Here is a 17017-nt window from a genome sequence, read left to right as displayed (position 1 = left end):
GTGCGTCCGGTGCGTCCGGTGCGCCCGCCGGTCAGTCCTGCGGCGCAGGCGCGGTGGTGATCCGGAAGCGGGCCGTGCCTGTGTCACCGTCGCCGCAGTACCGGAGTCCGGCCTTCCGCAGTACACGTACGGAGGCCGGGTTCGCCGGATCCACCTCCGCGAACACGGTGTGCACACCCGGCGCGGTGAGGCCGAATCCGGCCAGGGCGCGGGTGGCTTCGGTGGCGTAGCCACGGCACCGGCGCGAGGGCACGACGCCGTAGCCGATTTCCAGACGGCCGCCGCCGTGCGGGAACAGACCGATCGAGCCGACCACCAGGCCGCTCGTCCGCTCGGCGATCAGCCGGTGGCCGTAGGTGCCCCGTGCGTCGGGGTGGGCGGTGAGGAATCCGGCGATGACGCGGTCGCCGTCGGCGGGGAAGTCCGCCGCCCAGTGCGGGTGGCGGGCCCCGGCGGATACAGCGGTGATCTCGGCGGCCGGCCACGGGCGGAGCGTGAGCCGTTCGGTGATCAGGTCGTCGCCGCGGAGCGCGTAGGGCTCGTTCGGCGGTGTGGAACTTCTGTGCGGGGACGGGTCGTTGGGAATGCGGAAAGACACGTGACACTCCTGGTCGTGAAGGACGACCGGGCCGCGTGGCGCGCGAGGCGGATGCTCAGGCGGCGGCTCGGGCGAGGGCAGGCTGATGGCGGGCCTGGCGGGCCATAGTCATCAACCTCCCTCGCCGCACAGCTGTGGTGGCGCGTGCCGCACCGTGCCCCAGGTTACCGGCGGGGCGTGCTCAGTACTGCGGCGGGCCGAAGCCGCCCGGCGCCGACGGAGGGCCCGGCACCGGCGGAGGGCCCTGCGGCCCCGGCGGAGTGCCCGGCGGCATCGGCGGGACGCCGGCCGATGGGGCGGGCGGCAGGGGTCCTGGCTGCGGCGGGAAGGGCTGCTGCCAGCTGCCCTGCGGCGGGGCCTGGGGGCCGGGCGGCACGAAGCCGGGGCCGGCGAACTGGAGGGCGGGGGCGGGCGGTTGCCAGCCGGGGGCGACCGGTTCGCCCTTGCCCATCAGCGCGAACAGCGCGATCGAACCGAGCAGGTCGAGCATCCACTGCACGGTGTTGAGGATGCTCAGGCCCGGCGCGGCGTCGCTGATGCGGAAGAGGGCGCCGCTGTCCGCCAGCGCGATGACCGTCAGGACCGCGTTCAGCAGCAGGACGGTGGCGAGCCCCATCGCCAGGCCGCGGGCCGCCCCGCCGCGCATCAGGCTGGTGAGGGCGCCGACGCCGGTCAGCACCAGGATGACCAGTGCGTACCAGCCGGGCGCCAGGGCGGTCAGTGAGGTGAGGACGCCCTTGCCGAGGTAGAGCACGACGAACGCGTCGGGGTTGCCGCCCTCGACCAGCATGGTGATCTGCCAGATCACCGAGCAGAGCGCCATGGCGCCGAGCACCAGGCCGGACACCGCCCCAGCGGCCTTGACGGGGCGCAGCGGCGGGGCGCTGGGGGTGGGGCGCGGCCAGGAGCGCATCCCGCAGAGCAGCACGACGCCGGCGACGAAGGCCAGCAGGAACAGCGGCAGGCTGCCGAGGAAGACCGCTTCGAAGGGGTCGGCCCCCATGTCGGCCTTCAGGAACCAGCGGTTGGTGCTGGTGTGGTTGCCGGTGCTGATCATCGTCTGCACGGCGGTGGCGAAGGTGAAGGTGGTGGCGACGGCCAGCAGGCCGCCCGCCGCCCGGCGTCCGGCGAAGGCCGCGATCGCCGCGCTCAACTGCACGACGGCGAGCCCGCATTGCGTGGAGTTGCTGACCATGTTGACCCCGGCGACACCCCGGCCGGTCCAGGCGTCCCACACCCCCACGGCGCCGAACTCACCGATGTCGTGGCACAGCCAGAACGCGGTGTAGAGGAAGAAAAGCAGGCAGAACGCTCCGCCGGTGATGCGTGCGCCCTTGGCCAGCGCCGTACTTCGTGGCATTGCGCCCCCCGATGGTGGTGATGTGTACACGGCGGGTAACCGTAGCAATCGCGCCACCGGCCGTTGTCCCCGGACAGGCCCAGCCCCCTGCCGGGGGGGGGACGGCAGGGGGCGGGCACGCGGGGCGGGCCCCCGGGGAAGCGCCGGGGGACGCTTACCCGGGGTGCCGCGCCGAGGTCAGTGGTTGCTGGGGAAGCCGAGGTTGATGCCGCCGTCGGACGGGTCGGGCCAGCGGGTGGTGACGACCTTGCCTCGGGTGTAGAAGTGCACGCCGTCGTTGCCGTAGATGTGGTGGTCGCCGAAGAGGGAGTCCTTCCAGCCACCGAAGGAGTGGTAGCCGACCGGGACCGGGATCGGGACGTTCACGCCGACCATGCCGGCCTGGACCTCCAGCTGGAAGCGGCGGGCCGCGCCGCCGTCCCGGGTGAAGATGGCGGTGCCGTTGCCCCACGGCGAGGAGTTCATCAGCGCGATGGCCTCGTCGTAGGTCGCCACCCGCACGACCGAAAGGACCGGGCCGAAGATCTCGTCGCGGTAGGCGTCCATCTCCGGGGTGACGTGGTCGAGCAGCGAGACGCCGATCCAGTGGCCGTCCTCGAAGCCCTCGACGGTGAAGCCCGTGCCGTCGATGACGACGTCGGCTCCCTGGGCGGCGGCGCCCGCCACGTACGAGGCGACCTTGTCGCGGTGCACCTTGGTGATCAGCGGGCCCATCTCGGACGCCGGGTCGTTGCCGGGGCCGATGCGCAGCTTGCCGGCCCGCTCCTTGATCTTGCCGATCAGCGGGTCGGCGGTGTCGCCGACGGCGACGACGACGGAGATCGCCATGCAGCGCTCGCCCGCCGAGCCGTACGCGGCGTTGATGGCGGCGTCAGCGGCGAGTTCGAGGTCGGCGTCCGGCAGCACCATCATGTGGTTCTTGGCGCCGCCCAGCGCCTGTACCCGCTTGCCGTTGGCGGTGCCCGTGGTGTGGATGTAGCGGGCGATGGGGGTGGAGCCGACGAAGGAGACGGCGGCGACGTCCGGGTGTTCCAGGATGCGGTCCACCGCGACCTTGTCGCCGTTGACGACGTTCAGCACGCCGTCGGGCAGGCCCGCGTCGGCCGCCAGCTCGGCGAGCTTGAGCGCCGCGCTCGGCACCTTCTCGCTGGGCTTGAGGACGAAGGTGTTACCGCAGGCGATGGCGAGCGGGAACATCCACATCGGCACCATGGCGGGGAAGTTGAACGGCGTGATGCCGGCGACCACGCCGAGGGACTGGCGGATCGAGGAGACGTCCACACGGGTGGACACCTGGGTGGACAGCTCGCCCTTGAGCTTCTCCGGGATGCCGCAGGCCAGCTCGATGATCTCCAGGCCGCGGGCGACCTCGCCGAGCGCGTCGGAGTGCACCTTGCCGTGCTCGGCGGTGATCAGTTCGGCGATCTCGTCGCGGTGCGCGTCGACCAGCTCGCGGTAGCGGAACAGCACCGAGGTGCGCTTGGCGAGTGAGCTGGTGCCCCAGGTGCGGAACGCTTCCTCGGCGGCGGCGACGGCGGCGTCCACCTCCTCGACGGACGCGAAGGGGACCTGCTTCTCCTGCGCACCGGTGGCCGGGTTGTAGACCGGGCCGAAGTTGCCGGAAACGCCCTCGACGGGCTTGCCGCCGATCCAGTGGCTGAGGGTCTTCATGCGGGGGGCCTTTCTGGGTGGTGACGACATCGAGCTGAGATCACAGGTGACGGCGGCGGTCCACGGCGTGCCGTTCGTACGCCGCGCGAGCCGCTACCGCCGCCGGACGCGTCGCGGTCTCGGCAACAGGAACATCCCACCAGGCTTGCGCCTCCGGCGCGCCCGGCACTGTGTCGGCCGTTTCGGTCTCGACATAGACACATGTGGGATGGTTCGCGCCACGTGCATCGGCGAGCGCGGCGCGCAGCTCCCCGACGGTGCCCGCGCGGATGACGTGCAGTCCCAGGGACGCGGCGTTGGCGGCGAGGTCCACGGGCAGCGGGGCGCCGGTGTAGGTGCCGTCCCCGGCGCGGAAGCGGTAGTCCGTGCCGAACCGTTCGCCGCCGGTCTCCTGGGAGAGCCCGCCGATGGAGGCGTAGCCGTGGTTCTGGACGAGGACGAGCGTGAAGGGGATGCCCTCCTGGACCGCGGTGACGATTTCGGTGGGGTTCATCAGGTAGGTGCCGTCGCCGACCAGGGCCCATACGGGGCGCCCCGGGGCGGCGATGCCGACGCCGATGGCGGCCGGGATCTCGTAGCCCATGCAGGAGTAGCCGTATTCGACGTGGTACTGCCTGCGGGACCGGGCGCGCCAGAGTTTGTGCAGGTCACCGGGGAGTGAACCGGCGGCGTTGATGAGCACGTCGGTGTCGTCGACGACGGCGTCGAGGGCGCCGAGCACCTGGGTCTGCGAGGGGCGGGCCGACTCGTCCCCGGCGGCGTAGGCCGCGTCGACCCGGCGTTCCCAGTCGGCCTTCGTGGCGCCGTAACCGGCCTCGTACGCCGGGTCGACGCGGTGGTCCTTCAGCTCGCGGGTGAGCGCTTCCAGGCCGGCGCGGGCGTCGGCGACGAGGGAGGCGGCGCCGAGCTTGTGTGCGTCGAAGGAGGCGATGTTGAGGTTGACGAAGCGCACGCCGGGGGCGGCGAAGAGGGTCGCGGACGCGGTGGTGAAGTCGGAGTACCGGGTGCCGACGCCGATGACGAGGTCGGCCTCGCGGGCAAGCCCGTCGGCGGTGGCGGTGCCGGTGTGGCCGATGCCGCCGACGTCCGCCGGGTGGTCGTGGCGCAGCGATCCCTTGCCCGCCTGGGTGGCGGCGACGGGGATGCCGGTGGTGTCGGCGAAGGCCCGCAGGGCGTCCTCCGCCTCGCTGTGGTGGACGCCGCCGCCGGCGATCAGCAGCGGTCTGCGGGCGGCGCGGATCGCGTCCGCCGCCGCGGCCAGGGCGTCGGCGTCGGGGGCGGGGCGGGCGACCCGCCAGACCCGGTCGGCGAAGAACTCATCGGGCCAGTCGTACGCCTCGGTCTGCACGTCCTGGGGCAGGGCGAGGGTGACCGCGCCGGTCTCCACCGGGTCGGCGAGCACCCGCATGGCCTGGAGGGCGGCCGGGATCAGCGCTTCGGGGCGGGTGACGCGGTCGAAGTAGCGGGAGACCGGGCGCAGTGCGTCGTTGACCGACAGGTCGCCCGCGTACGGGACTTCGAGCTGCTGGAGCACCGGTTCGGCGGGCCGGGTGGCGAAGGTGTCGCCGGGCAGCAGCAGCACGGGGATGCGGTTGACGGTGGCGAGCGCGGCGCCGGTGACGAGGTTGGTGGCGCCGGGGCCGATGGAGGTGGTGACGGCCTGGGCGCGGAGCCGGTCGGACTGGCGGGCGTAGCCGACGGCGGCGTGCACCATGGCCTGTTCGTTGCGGCCCTGGAGGTAGGGCAGGTCCTCGCGTGACTCCAGGAGCGCCTGGCCGATGCCGGCGACGTTGCCGTGGCCGAAGATGCCCCAGCAGGCGTTGATCAGTCGCTGCCGGCGGCCGTCCCGCTCGGTGTACTGGTGGGCGAGGAACTGCACCAGGGCCTGTGCGACGGTGAGGCGTCGGGTGGTCATCGGGCTTCTCCTGCGGGCGCGGTGTAGAGGGGGAGGCGGGTGTCGACGGGCTGTGCAGGCCAGGTGGCGCGGATCCAGCCGTGGTCGGGGTGGTCGCAGATCAGCCACTCACGGGTCTCACCCGGGCCCGCCATGACGTTGAGGTAGTACATGGTGTGGCCGGGGGCGGCGATGGACGGGCCGTGCCAGCCGTCCGGGATGAGGACCGCGTCGCCGCTGCGGACCTCGGCGAGTACGTCGGTGCCGCGGCCCTGCCCGGAGGGGGTGACGCGTTGGTAGCCGACGCCTTCCGTGCCGTGCGCGGGCTCGATCTCGAAGTAGTAGATCTCCTCCAGTTCGGACTCCTCACCGGGGCGGCACGCGTCGTGCTTGTGCGGCGGGTAGGACGACCAGTTGCCGCCCGGGGTGAGGACCTCGACCGCGATGAGCTTGTCGCACTCGAAGGTGCCCGCGGCGCCGAAGTTGTTGACCTGGCGGGAGCAGTTGCCGGTGCCGCGCAGTTCCACGGGGACGTCGGACGCGGCGCCGTAACGGGCCGGCAGGCGGCGCTCGCAGCGGGCACCGGTGAGCGCGAACCGGCCGCCGGCGGCGCTCGCGATCCGCACCTCGGCGTCGCGCGGGACGTACGCGAAGTCCGTGACGCCGCTGAACACGCCCGCCCGCCCGGCCAGTTCGAAACTCTCGCCGCCGTCGGTGGCGACCGTGCAGCCGCCGGAGAGCGGCAGCACGATCCATTCGCTGCCGCCGGTGGCGAAGGTGTGCCGGCCGCCGGGCGGCAGATCGAGGATGCGCAGCGAGGAGTATCCCCAGCCGGCCTTCTCCGGCGTGATGTCCAGCGCGTACCCGCCCGCACCCCCCTGACCTGCCCTGACGTGGAAGTCCATGGCGTCGGCTGACGCCTCGCGTTCCCCGGTTTCTGCGAACTCAGCACTCATGACAACAAGTCTCCTACTCACCACTGACAGTTACAGGAGTCCGACGGCGGTGTCGACGGCCGCCGCGACGTCACCGTCCGCCGGGTAGAGCAGCGACCGGCCGACGACCAGCCCCTGCACGGTCGGCAGCCGCAGCGCCTTGCGCCACTTCTCGTACGCGGCCTCCTGGTCGGCGACGGTGCTGCCGATGTCGCCGCCGAGCAGCACGGTCGGCAGGGTGGTGGCCTCGCAGACCCGGGCCATCGCGTCCGGGTCGTCGGTGACCGGCAGCTTGAGCCAGGTGTAGGCGGAGGTGCCGCCGAGTCCGGAGGCGATGGCGACGGAGCGGGTGACGCCTTCGGGGCTGAGGTCGTTGCGGACCGCGCCGTCGATCCTGCGGGAGAGGAACGGCTCGACGAAGACCGGCAGTTGCCGGGCGGCCATCGCGTCGATGGCGCGGGCGGTGGACTCCAGCGTGGTGAGCGAACCGGGGTCGCCGTAGTCGACGCGGAGCAGGAGCTTGCCCGCGTCGAAGCGGAGCCGGGCGATGTCATCGGGCCGGTATCCGGTGAACCGGTCGTCCATCTCGAAGGAGGCGCCCGCGATGCCGCCGCGGTTCATGGAGCCCATGACGACCTTGCCTTCCAGGGCGCCGACGAGGAGCAGGTCCTCCAGGATGTCGGCGGTGGCGAGCACGCCGTCCACACCGGGCCGCGACAGCGCGAGGACGAGGCGTTCGAGCAGGTCGGTGCGGTTGGCCATGGCGAGTTTCCGGTCGCCGACGGCGAGCGCGCCGCGGGCCGGGTGGTCGGCCGCGACGATCATGAGCCGTCCGCTGTCGCCGATGAGCGGGCGGCGGGCGCGCCGGGCCGCGGCCTCCGCGACGGCTCCGGGATGCCGGGCCCGGAGCGCCGGGAGGTCACTGATCCGAGGGGTCACGGTCGACTCACCTTCTTGTCGTGCACAGGGGCGAGGGGCAGGACGGGGTCTCCACCGGGCGGGCGGGTGTCACCGGCCGGCGAGGAAGGCGTCGACCTCACCGGCGGTGGGCATGGCGGACGAGCAGGCGAGCCGGGAGGCGACGAGCGCGCCGGCCGCGTTGGCGTGGCGCATCATCGGCTCCAGGTCCAGGCCGCCGAGCAGGCCGTGGCAGAGCGAGCCGCCGAAGGCGTCGCCCGCGCCGAGGCCGTTGACGACCTCCACGGGGGTGGGCGGCACCTCGACGCTGCGGCCGTCGCGGTGCACGGCGAGTACGCCCTTGGGCCCCTGCTTGATGACGGCCAGTTCGACGCCCATGCCGAGCAACGCCCGTGCGCAGGCCCGGGGTTCGCGCAGCCCGGTGGCGACCTCGGCCTCGTCGAGGTTGCCGACGGCGACGGTGGCGTGCGCGAGCGCCGCCTCGTAGTACGGACGGGCCGCCGCCATGGCCGTGGCGCCGCTCGCGCCGCCGTCGCCGGACGCGCCGCCATCGCCGCCCCAGAACATCGGCCGCCAGTCGAGGTCGAAGACGGTGGGTCCTGCCTTGGCGCGGACCTCCAGGGCGGCGAGGGTGGCGCTGCGGCTGGGTTCTTCGCACAGGCCGGTGCCGGTGATCCAGAAGATCCGGGCGGTGCGCAGCGCGCCGCGGTCCAGCTCTTCGGGGTGGATGACCAGGTCGGGGGCCTTGGGGCGGCGGTAGAAGTAGAGCGGGAAGTCGTCCGGGGGGAAGATCTCGCAGAACGTCACCGGCGTCGGCAGGCCGTCCACCGGGGTGACCCACCGGTCGTCCACGCCGAACTCCCCGAGCGCCTGGTGGATGTAGTCGCCGAACGGGTCGCACCCGGTGCGGCTGATGACGGCGCAGCGGCGGCCGAGCCGGGCGGCGGCGACCGCGACGTTGGTGGCCGAGCCGCCGAGGAACTTCCCGAAGGTCTCCACCTGCGCGAGCGGCACGCCCGTCTGGAGCGGATAGATGTCCACCCCGATGCGGCCCATCGTGATCAGGTCGTACGGCTCGGTCATACGGGCCCCTTCGGTCGGCCGGCGCGGCGGTTCGGCGGATTCGGTTCTGAGCACAGGTCCTCTGAGCACAGGTCTAACGGGGCAGTTCAGACGCTGTCAATAGTTTGTCCTTACATTCGGACGTCCAGAATGGACGAAGGTGCACCCCATTCCGCACATCCTCGGAACGGGAAAGTCCTTAAGTCCTTATGTCAGGACGAAGTCTTGACACTCCCCGGGGCGCCATGAAGGCTGTGCCCCACAACCGCCACCCCAGCGCCTCCCGGTCACCGCCGACCGGCGAGAGGAGAGCCGCCGCATGTCCGCACCCCGTGCCGCCTCGCCCGTTCTGGACCGCATCCGGGTGGGTTCCGCGCCCGACTCCTGGGGCGTCTGGTTCCCCGACGACGCACAGCAGGTCCCCTGGGAACGCTTCCTCGACGAGGTCTCCGAAGCGGGCTACGAATGGATCGAACTCGGCCCGTACGGCTACCTCCCCACCGACCCCGCCGTGCTCCACCAGGAGGTCGCCCGCCGCGACCTGAAGGTCTCGGCCGGCACGGTCTTCACCTCGCTGCACCACGGCCCCGGCGTCTGGGACAAGACCTGGGCGCACGTGTCCAAAGTCGCCACGCTCACCCGGGCGATGGGCGCGGGGCACCTCGTCGTCATCCCGTCCTTCTGGCGGGACGACAAGACCGCCGAGGAACTGGAGCCGCGCGAACTGACCACCGGGCAGTGGCAGAACCTGACCACCGGCATGGAACGCCTGGGCAGGCGGGTCCGCGACGAGTTCGGGCTCGACATCGTCGTCCACCCGCACGCCGACACCCACATCGACACCGAGGAACACGTCACGCGCTTCCTCGACGGCACCGACTCCGGCCTGGTCAGCCTCTGTCTGGACACCGGCCACTACTCCTACTGCGGCGGCGACAACGTCAAGCTGATCCGCACCTACGGCGAGCGGATCGGCTACCTCCACCTCAAGCAGGTCGACCCCGAGATCCTCGCCGACGTCACCGCCAAGGGCACCCCCTTCGGCCCCGCCGTCCAGCAGGGCGTGATGTGCGAGCCGCCCCTGGGCGTGCCCGCGCTGCCGCCCGTCCTGGAGGCGGCGCAGGAGCTGGACGTCGACCTCTTCGCCATCGTCGAGCAGGACATGTACCCCTGCCCGCCCGACCGGCCGCTCCCGATCGCCCGGCGCACCCGCCGCTTCCTGCGCTCCTGCGGCGCCTGAGCCGGAGACGGCCACAGCACGCAGCAGCACCTCACACCCCGTAGCAGGCAAGGACTTGAGGACGACATGACTTCACACGGAACGCTGGGCGTGGCCGTCATCGGCACCGGCCGGATGGGCTCCGACCACGTACGCCGGATCAACGACGTGATCAGCGGCGCGCGGGTGGCCGCGGTGGCCGACATCGACGCCGCCAGGGCCGAGCGGCTGGCCGGCGGCATCGCCGGGTGCACCCCGTACACCGACCCGGCAGCGGCCATGGACGACCCCGCGGTGGACGCCGTCCTCATCGCCTCGCCGGGGCCCGCGCACGAGGCGACGCTGCTCGCCGCGTTCGCCCGCGACCTGCCGGTGCTGTGCGAGAAGCCGCTCACCCCCGACCCGGCGTCCGCGCTGCGCGTCCTGGCCGCCGAGCAGGAGCTGGGCCACCGCCGCGTCCAGGTCGGCTTCATGCGCCGCTACGACGCCGACTACCTGGCCCTCAAGTCCCTTGTGCAGCAAGGGGTGCACGGCCGCCCGCTGATGCTCCACAACAAGCACCGCAACATGGACACGCCGCCCGGCTTCACCGACGCCATGACGATCCACGACTCGGTGGTGCACGAGATCGACGTGACCCGCTGGCTGCTGGACGAGGAGATCACCGCCGTCCGAGTACTGCGCCCCACACCCACCGGGAACGCGCCCGAAGGACTCAGCGACCCCCAGCTGATCCTCTTCGAGACGGCGGCCGGCCAGGTCGTGGACACCGAACTCTTCGTCAACTGCGGCTTCGGCTACCAGGTTTCCTGCGAGGCGGTCTGCGAAACGGGCACCGCCAGGATCGGCGACGACCGCGGCGTGTTCGTCAACGCCGCCGGCCACTGGGGCGGCGCCATCACCCCCGGCTTCGTCGAGCGCTTCGAGGAGGCGTACGACCGGCAGGTGCAGCGCTGGGTGGACGCCACCCGGCGCGGCGAGGTCGAGGGCCCCAGTTGCTGGGACGGGTACGCGGCTGCCGCGGTGTGCGAGGCCGGCGTCCTGGCGCAGCGGTCCGGGGAACGCGTCGCCGTCGAACTGGCCGAGCGGCCCGCGCTCTACAGCTGACCCCGCCCCTCCCCCGGGTTCCGCACCACCGAGGCACCCGGCGCCCCACCCGAAAGGCTCCCCCGTCATGCACCTTGCCCTCGATCGGACCGAGAAGGCGCCGCACCTCATACGCGCCGCCGTCAACCGCTACGTCACGGCGAACCGGAGCTGACGTGGCCGCTCCGACGTCCCGGACGGCACCCGCCGGACCGCGGGAGAGCGCCACCGCCCGCGCCGCCACACGCTTCATCGTCGGCATCGCCGCCATCGCCGCGCTCGGCGGCGCCCTGTTCGGCTACGACACCGGGGTGGTGTCCGGCGCGCTGCCCTTCATGGAGGGCCATTTCGGCCTGTCCTCCCTGGGCGAAGGGGTCATCACCAGCGCCCTGTTGATCGGTGCGGCGTTCGGCTCACTGGCCGGCGGGCGGATGGCGGACTCGCTGGGCCGCCGCACCTCCCTGTTGTGGGCGGGCGCGGTGTTCATCGGCGGGGCGCTGGCCGTCGCGCTCGCGCCGACGGTCCCGTTCATGGTGGTGGCGCGTTTCGTGCTGGGGCTCGCCGTCGGCAGCGCGTCGGTCATCACCCCGCTGTACCTCTCCGAGATCGCGCCGCCGCACATCCGCGGGCGGCTGGTGTCCTTCAACTCGCTGATGATCGTGAGCGGTCAGCTGCTCGCCTATCTGATCAACGCCGTGCTGGCGCAGTGGGAGGCGTGGCGCTGGATGCTCGGCATGGCCGCGCTGCCCGCCGTGGCGCTGTTCGCCGGTCTTTTCTTCCTGCCCGACACGCCCCGCTGGTACATCAGCAGGGGCCGGCCGGACGACGCGGCGCGGGTGCTGCGCCGCACGCTGCCCGCCGGGGAGGTCGCCGCCGAGCTGGCGCGCATCGACCGGGCGCGCAACCTGGAGGCGGACGCCCGGCGAAGCGCCTGGCAGGAGCTGCGTACGCCGTGGGTGCGGCGGCTGCTGCTGGTCGGTATCGGTCTCGCGGTCGTCCAGCAGATCACCGGCGTCAACGCCGTCATCTACTTCGCGCCCAAGATCCTCGCGTCGACGGGGCTCGGTACCGGCGCCGCGATCACCGCCACCATCGCCGTCGGCGCGGTCTCCGTGGTCGCCACGGCGATCGGGATGTCGCTCATCGACCGGGTGGGCCGCCGCCCGCTGCTGCTCACCGGACTGGCCGGGATGACGGTGTCGCTGGCCCTGCTGGGCGCGGCCTTCCTGCTGCCGCACGGTGTCGCGGTCAGTGTGCTGGTGCTCGCCCTGATGGTGCTCTACATGGGCTTCATGCAGGGGACGCTGAACACCGGGGTGTGGCTGCTGCTCGCCGAGATGTTCCCGCTCAAGGTCCGCGGCCTGGCCATGGGCGCGGCGGTTTTTGTGATGTGGCTGGTCAACTTCGCGGTGGCGCTGGCCTTTCCGGTGCTGCTCGACGCGGTCGGCGCCAGTGCCACCTTCTGGTTCTTCGGCGTGATGTGCGTGCTGTCGCTGCTGTTCTGCAAGCGGTACGCGCCGGAGACCAAGGGGCTGGCCCTGGAGGACCTGGAACAGGAGCTGCGCAGGGCGGCGGCCACTACCCCCTGAGGCGCCATGCGCCATGGCCCGTACGGGAGTTGGCGTACGTCACCTGGCGTACCGGAAATGGCGGCCGGGCGGGTGCGGCGGGCGGAACCGCGGCAGGTCCGGCGTGCGTGGATACGGGTGGAATCACATCCAACGGGGGAAACGGTGGAAATCGTGAATGCCATCTCGGTGAAGGCCACCACACTGCGTCATGCCGTCCGCCGCTCGGCCGTCCTGGCCGTGTCCGCGGGCCTGATGACGGCCGGGCTGCTGGCCGTCCCGGCGTCCGCGGCCGGGCCCGCGGACGGTCCGGCCGGGCCGATGGCGGCCTGCGCCTACTACAGCGGGAACGCGCTGACCGTGCACGGCCAGCGCAACGACCGGGTCAGGCAGGTCCAGTGCCTGCTGGCCAACCGCAAGTACCTGCCCTGGAGCAGCCTGACCGGCTACTTCGGCGACAAGACGCTGGCGGCCGTCAAGAAGTTCCAGAAGGCGAAGCACCTGACCGCCGACGGGAAGGTCGGCAAGAAGACCTGGAAGGCGCTCTCCTCCTGATCCCCGGGCGCCGCGCCCGCGACGGTGGCGGGTCGTCCCTCCCGGGGCGGCCCGCCCTCGCACGTCCGGGCACCGCGGGCCCGCCGACACCCCTTCGCGTCGTGTCACATCTTCGTCACCGCCGTACCGCCCATGTCACAACTGTCACGATTGCACGGGGTTTGCGTCACAGGCGCTCAACAGCCGCGGCCCGCCGGTCACTCGGTGTCGTTGTCCGGGGAAAGGGTGATTGATCACCCACGTCGTATGCGGCAGTCCGTCGGCTCGCACCGGGCCGGCCCCGCGTACCGTTCAGGGAGGTGCCGCAGAGATGACCGACCCGAAGCTCTGGTCGTACAAGGAGATCGCCGCACACATCCGGGTGCAGCCCGACACCGTGCGCTCGTACCGCAAGAACGGCCTGCTGCCCGATCCGGACCTGGTGGAGGGCGGCAGACCCTACTGGCTCGCCGACACGGTCAGAGCCTGGGCGGCCCGCAGGCCAGGACATCGCGGAGGGCGTTAGGGCGCTTCTGATGGATCTCCGCGGAGGTCCGTCAGGAGCGCCCTGGCCACGACCGTCCTGCGGCCCCGCGTCCCACCGGCGCGGGGCCTTCACCATGCCTGCGGGCGGCGGGGGTTGGCAGGGCACGGCTGCCGTGGGCGGACCGGCCGCCTACGCTCTCCGCATGGCGAAGACACCTCACCCCTCCGACCGGAGCGCGGTCATCGGCGCGGGCGGGATCGGCGGCTACGTCGCCGCGCTCGCACACCGCGCCGGGCTCGACGTCACGCTGTGCGTGCGGACACCGGTCGACGGCATCAGCGTCACCGGCGACGGCGGCACCTGGCACGCCGCGGTCCCCGCCCTCACCGACCCCGGCCTGGCGGCACCCGTCGACTGGGTGCTGCTGACCACCAAGGCGCAGGACACGGCGGGCGCCGAGCCCTGGCTGCGGCGGCTGTGCGGCCCCGGCACCACCGTCGTCGTCCTGCAGAACGGCGTCGGCCACCGCGAGCGGGTCGCCCCGTACGTCCCCGAGGGCACCGGCGTCCTGCCCGCGATCTGCTACATCTCGGCGGAACGTACCGCTCCAGGACGGATCACCCACCACATCGCCAGCGAACTGCACATACCCGAAGGCCCGTTGGCGCAGCGCTTCGGGGAACTGCTGGCGGACAGCGGCCTCAACGTCACACCGGTCGCCGACTTCACCACGGCCGCCTGGCGGAAGATGCTCACCAACCTGGCGGCCAACCCGATCACGGCGCTGCTCCAGCAGCGGATGGGTGTCTTCCGCGACCCCGACATGGCGGCGCTCACCCGCGACCTGCTGACCGAGGCGGCGACGGTGGCCCGCGCCGAAGGCGCTCTGCTCGGCGATTCCGATGTGGAAGGGACGCTGGAGATCTATGGGATGGTGCCGCCTGACGGTGGCTCGTCGATGCTCTACGACCGGCTGGCGGGGCGCCCGTTGGAGCACGAGTACCTGACGGGCGCGGTGGTCGCGGGCGGCGAACGGCACGGCATCGCCACGCCGTTGAACCGGATGCTGCTGACCCTGCTCCGCGCCGTCGACCGGGAGCTGCGGGCCCAGCCGGCCGACGGCTGACGCCTCCCGACCGGCCTCGGCGGGCGCGGGCGACGGCATCGAAGGGGCCGGTGCGCTCCCCGGCGCTCAGCGCGGCGGTGCGGTGGTGCCGCGGATCTCCAGGGACGGCGCGACGAGTTGGCGCTCGGCGGCCCGTTCGGGGTGCGCCATCCGGTCCAGCAGGCAGCGCCCGGCGCGGCGTCCCATGTCGCCGCTGGTGTTGTTGACGGTGCTCAGCCACAGGTGCCGGATGCGGGAGAGGTAGGTGTTGTCGCAGCCGATGAGGGAGAGGTCGCCGGGAACGTCGAGGCCCAGTTCCTGCGCCGCCGACAGGGCGCCCACCGCGCAGATGTCGTTGAACGCGAAGACGGCGGTGGGGCGCGGCCCTTCGGCCGGCCCGCCAAGCAGTCGCACCGCGGCGCGGTAGCCGCCCCCCTCGGTGGGCTCGCCCGGCTCGACCACCGCGCCGTCCGCGAGACCTGCATCGGCCATCGCCGCCTCGAAGCCGCGCCGCCGCAGCGCGCCGACGCTGCCCCGGCCCGCGATGTGGGCGATGCGGCGGTGGCCGATGCCGATGAGGTGGGCGGTGGCGAGGCGGGCGCCCCGCTCGTCGTCGTTCGCGAGGGTGTCCACCCGTGGCAGCCGCGGCTCGTGGGTGCCGGCGACGACGACCGGCAGGCGGGCCGCGGCGGCGGCGAGCGCGTCGGGGTCGGGCAGCGTGCCGACCGCGACCAGGCCGTCGACCCGCAGCTCCAGGAAGGCGCGGGTGAGGTCCTCGCCGGTGCGCTGCCCGAGCCGCGCGTCGGCCATCAGCATCCGCAGGCCGTGTGCGTGCAGTACGGAGTTGAGGCCGTCCAGGACCTCGGCGAACCACGGGTTGCGCAGGTCGTTGATGAGCACGCCGACGGTGTGCGTGCGGCGGGCGACCAGGCTGCGGGCGGCGGCGTTCGGGCGGTAGCCCAGCTCGTCGATGGCCGCCAGGACGGCCTGCCGTTTGGCGTCGCTGACCCGGGGCGACCCCTGGAGCACCAGCGAGACCAGCGACTTCGAGACACCCGCGCGCTCGGCGACACCCCGGATCGTCGGGGGCCGCTCCCCGCCCGACCCTTCCTTGGACCGTTCCATGCACGAAATCCTGCCACCCGCCCCGAGCGGCGTCAACGCACCTGGCACACAAGGGTTGACATGCGGAGACCCAGACATGCAGGGTGCGGACAAGCAGGCGTTGGACCGTTCCAATCATTCAGTTCCCCCTCCCCTGGAAAGGACCGAGGCATGAAGATCGGACTCATCGGCACCGGGCGCATCGGCGCGTTCCACGCCGAGACCCTCCGCGGCGTCCCCGGCGTCACCGATCTCGTCGTCGCCGACGCGGACACCGCCCGCGCCACCTCACTCGCCGCCACCCTCGGCATCCGGGCGGCCGGCAGCATCGACGACCTCTACGCCGGCGGGCTCGACGGCGTGGTGATCACCGCGGCCACCAGTGCCCACGCCCCACTGATCCATCAGGCGCTGGACGCCGGGGTGCCGGTCTTCTGCGAGAAGCCGGTGGCCCTGGACGTCGCCGGCACCCGCGGCGTGGTCGCACGCGCGCAGGACGGCGACGTGCCCGTCCAGATCGGCTTCCAGCGCCGCTTCGACGCCGGATACCGCGCCGCCCGCGAGGCGCTGCGCTCCGGCGAACTGGGCTGGCTGCACACCCTGCGCGCCTGCACCAGCGACCGGACACCACCGCCGGCCGGCTACATCCCCACATCCGGCGGCCTGTTCCGCGACTGCAGCATCCACGACTTCGACATCCTGCGCTGGCTCACCGGCCGCGAGGTGGTCTCGGTCTACGCCCAAGGGGCCAACCGCGGCGCGGACTTCTTCGCCGCCGGCGGCGACGTCGACACCTGCGCGGCACTGCTGCGCTTCGACGACGACACCCTGGCCACCGTCACCGCGACCCGCTACAACGGCGCCGGGCACGACGTCAGGCTGGAGGTCTGCGGCTCCGAAGGGGCACGGTTCGTGGGCCTCGACGACCGGGCACCGCTACCGTCGGCCGAACCCCAACTCTCCTGGCAGCAGGCCGACATCCCCTACGCCACCTTCATGGAGCGATTCCGCGCCGCGTACGTGACCGAGCTGGGGGTATTCGCCGACGTCGCGGCGGGCCTGACACCGAGCCCCTGTTCACCCGCCGAGGCCCTGGAGGCGCTCTACGTGGCGGAGGCGTGCGAACGGTCACGCAGGACCGGCCAGCCGGTCGCCCTCGCGGACATCCGGGGCGCGGCGGACGCGTGAGCCGTCCTGGCGCGTGACGGGAGCGAACGCCGGTGCGCCGTGCCGTCGATGGGAGGCACGGCGCAGAGCGAGCTCTCCGATCTTGGTCAACATCGGTGCACGCGTGGGGTGTTCGGCGAGTGCCCGCTCCAGGAGGTCAACCGGAATACGGCCGGAGCGGCAACCGTTGGCATCGGCATGCATGACGACGCCCCCGCTTTACCCCCCGTCGAAACCCCCGAGACCGCCGGCCCACCGGAGCCGACCGGACGGGACCGGCTGTCGAAGTGGACGCCGGTCATTGTCGGC

Annotated in this window: 15 protein-coding genes; 7 read left to right on the top strand and 8 right to left on the bottom strand. The window is 72.5% G+C overall.

The genetic code is table 11. The features are described from left to right. Positions 1-31: 31 nt before the first annotated feature. From ACIBK8_RS04465 to iolC, 7 genes are all read right to left on the bottom strand, one after another. Positions 32-598 (bottom strand): GNAT family N-acetyltransferase, encoded by a 567-nt coding sequence (locus ACIBK8_RS04465; protein WP_399040032.1) that lies wholly within the window; start codon positions 596-598, stop codon positions 32-34. Between the two features lie 181 nt (positions 599-779). Then, positions 780-1958 carry a hypothetical protein gene (locus ACIBK8_RS04460; RefSeq protein WP_399040030.1) on the bottom strand — a complete coding sequence of 393 codons (1179 nt, stop codon included), beginning with the start codon at positions 1956-1958 and terminating at the stop codon, positions 780-782. 177 nt (positions 1959-2135) lie between these two features. Further along, positions 2136-3629: a CoA-acylating methylmalonate-semialdehyde dehydrogenase gene (locus tag ACIBK8_RS04455; RefSeq protein ID WP_399040029.1), complete on the bottom strand. Its 1494-nt coding sequence runs from the start codon at positions 3627-3629 to the stop codon at positions 2136-2138. A gap of 40 nt (positions 3630-3669) precedes the next feature. Beyond that, positions 3670-5544, bottom strand: coding sequence for a 3D-(3,5/4)-trihydroxycyclohexane-1,2-dione acylhydrolase (decyclizing) (gene iolD, locus ACIBK8_RS04450; protein WP_399040028.1), 1875 nt, complete (start codon positions 5542-5544; stop codon positions 3670-3672). Further along, positions 5541-6428 carry a 5-deoxy-glucuronate isomerase gene (gene iolB / locus ACIBK8_RS04445; protein WP_399040284.1) on the bottom strand — a complete coding sequence of 296 codons (888 nt, stop codon included), beginning with the start codon at positions 6426-6428 and terminating at the stop codon, positions 5541-5543. Before iolB ends, iolD begins: the two co-directional genes overlap by 4 nt. An 81-nt stretch (positions 6429-6509) precedes the next feature. Then, positions 6510-7397 carry a deoxyribose-phosphate aldolase gene (locus tag ACIBK8_RS04440; RefSeq protein ID WP_399040027.1) on the bottom strand — a complete coding sequence of 296 codons (888 nt, stop codon included), beginning with the start codon at positions 7395-7397 and terminating at the stop codon, positions 6510-6512. 69 nt (positions 7398-7466) lie between these two features. Beyond that, a complete protein-coding gene (iolC, locus tag ACIBK8_RS04435; RefSeq protein ID WP_399040025.1) occupies positions 7467-8459 on the bottom strand; it encodes a 5-dehydro-2-deoxygluconokinase in 993 nt (330 codons plus the stop codon). Between the two features lie 298 nt (positions 8460-8757). On the opposite strand from iolC, the gene ACIBK8_RS04430 reads away from it, so the two are divergent. The 6 genes from ACIBK8_RS04430 (at position 8758) to ACIBK8_RS04405 (ending at position 14458) form a co-directional block, all read left to right on the top strand. Continuing rightward, entirely contained in the window at positions 8758-9678 is a 921-nt protein-coding gene (locus ACIBK8_RS04430; RefSeq protein WP_399040023.1) for a sugar phosphate isomerase/epimerase family protein, read from the top strand. Between the two features lie 66 nt (positions 9679-9744). Next, on the top strand, positions 9745-10764 hold the full coding sequence (locus tag ACIBK8_RS04425; RefSeq protein ID WP_399040022.1) for a Gfo/Idh/MocA family protein: 1020 nt from the start codon (positions 9745-9747) through the stop codon (positions 10762-10764). A gap of 155 nt (positions 10765-10919) precedes the next feature. Next, positions 10920-12332, top strand: a complete 1413-nt coding sequence (locus tag ACIBK8_RS04420) for a sugar porter family MFS transporter (protein WP_399040020.1) — start codon at positions 10920-10922, stop codon at positions 12330-12332. 153 nt (positions 12333-12485) lie between these two features. Beyond that, positions 12486-12866: a peptidoglycan-binding protein gene (locus ACIBK8_RS04415; protein WP_399040019.1), complete on the top strand. Its 381-nt coding sequence runs from the start codon at positions 12486-12488 to the stop codon at positions 12864-12866. A gap of 310 nt (positions 12867-13176) precedes the next feature. Continuing rightward, positions 13177-13371 (top strand): helix-turn-helix transcriptional regulator, encoded by a 195-nt coding sequence (locus ACIBK8_RS04410; protein ID WP_399040018.1) that lies wholly within the window; start codon positions 13177-13179, stop codon positions 13369-13371. Between the two features lie 163 nt (positions 13372-13534). Next, positions 13535-14458: a 2-dehydropantoate 2-reductase gene (locus ACIBK8_RS04405; protein ID WP_399040017.1), complete on the top strand. Its 924-nt coding sequence runs from the start codon at positions 13535-13537 to the stop codon at positions 14456-14458. 66 nt (positions 14459-14524) lie between these two features. On the opposite strand, the gene ACIBK8_RS04400 is transcribed toward ACIBK8_RS04405, so the two are convergent. After that, entirely contained in the window at positions 14525-15562 is a 1038-nt protein-coding gene (locus ACIBK8_RS04400) for a LacI family DNA-binding transcriptional regulator (RefSeq protein WP_399040016.1), read from the bottom strand. Between the two features lie 150 nt (positions 15563-15712). Between ACIBK8_RS04400 and ACIBK8_RS04395 the strand changes: the two genes are divergently transcribed. Next, positions 15713-16729, top strand: coding sequence for a Gfo/Idh/MocA family oxidoreductase (locus ACIBK8_RS04395; RefSeq protein ID WP_399040014.1), 1017 nt, complete (start codon positions 15713-15715; stop codon positions 16727-16729). The last annotated feature ends 288 nt before the right edge of the window (positions 16730-17017 follow it).

It is taken from the genome of Streptomyces sp. NPDC050161 (genome assembly GCF_044460025.1).
In the GTDB taxonomy this organism is placed as follows: domain Bacteria; phylum Actinomycetota; class Actinomycetes; order Streptomycetales; family Streptomycetaceae; genus Streptomyces.
Note: the sequence above shows the minus strand (reverse complement) of the source record. Positions and strands in the feature narration are given on the sequence as shown.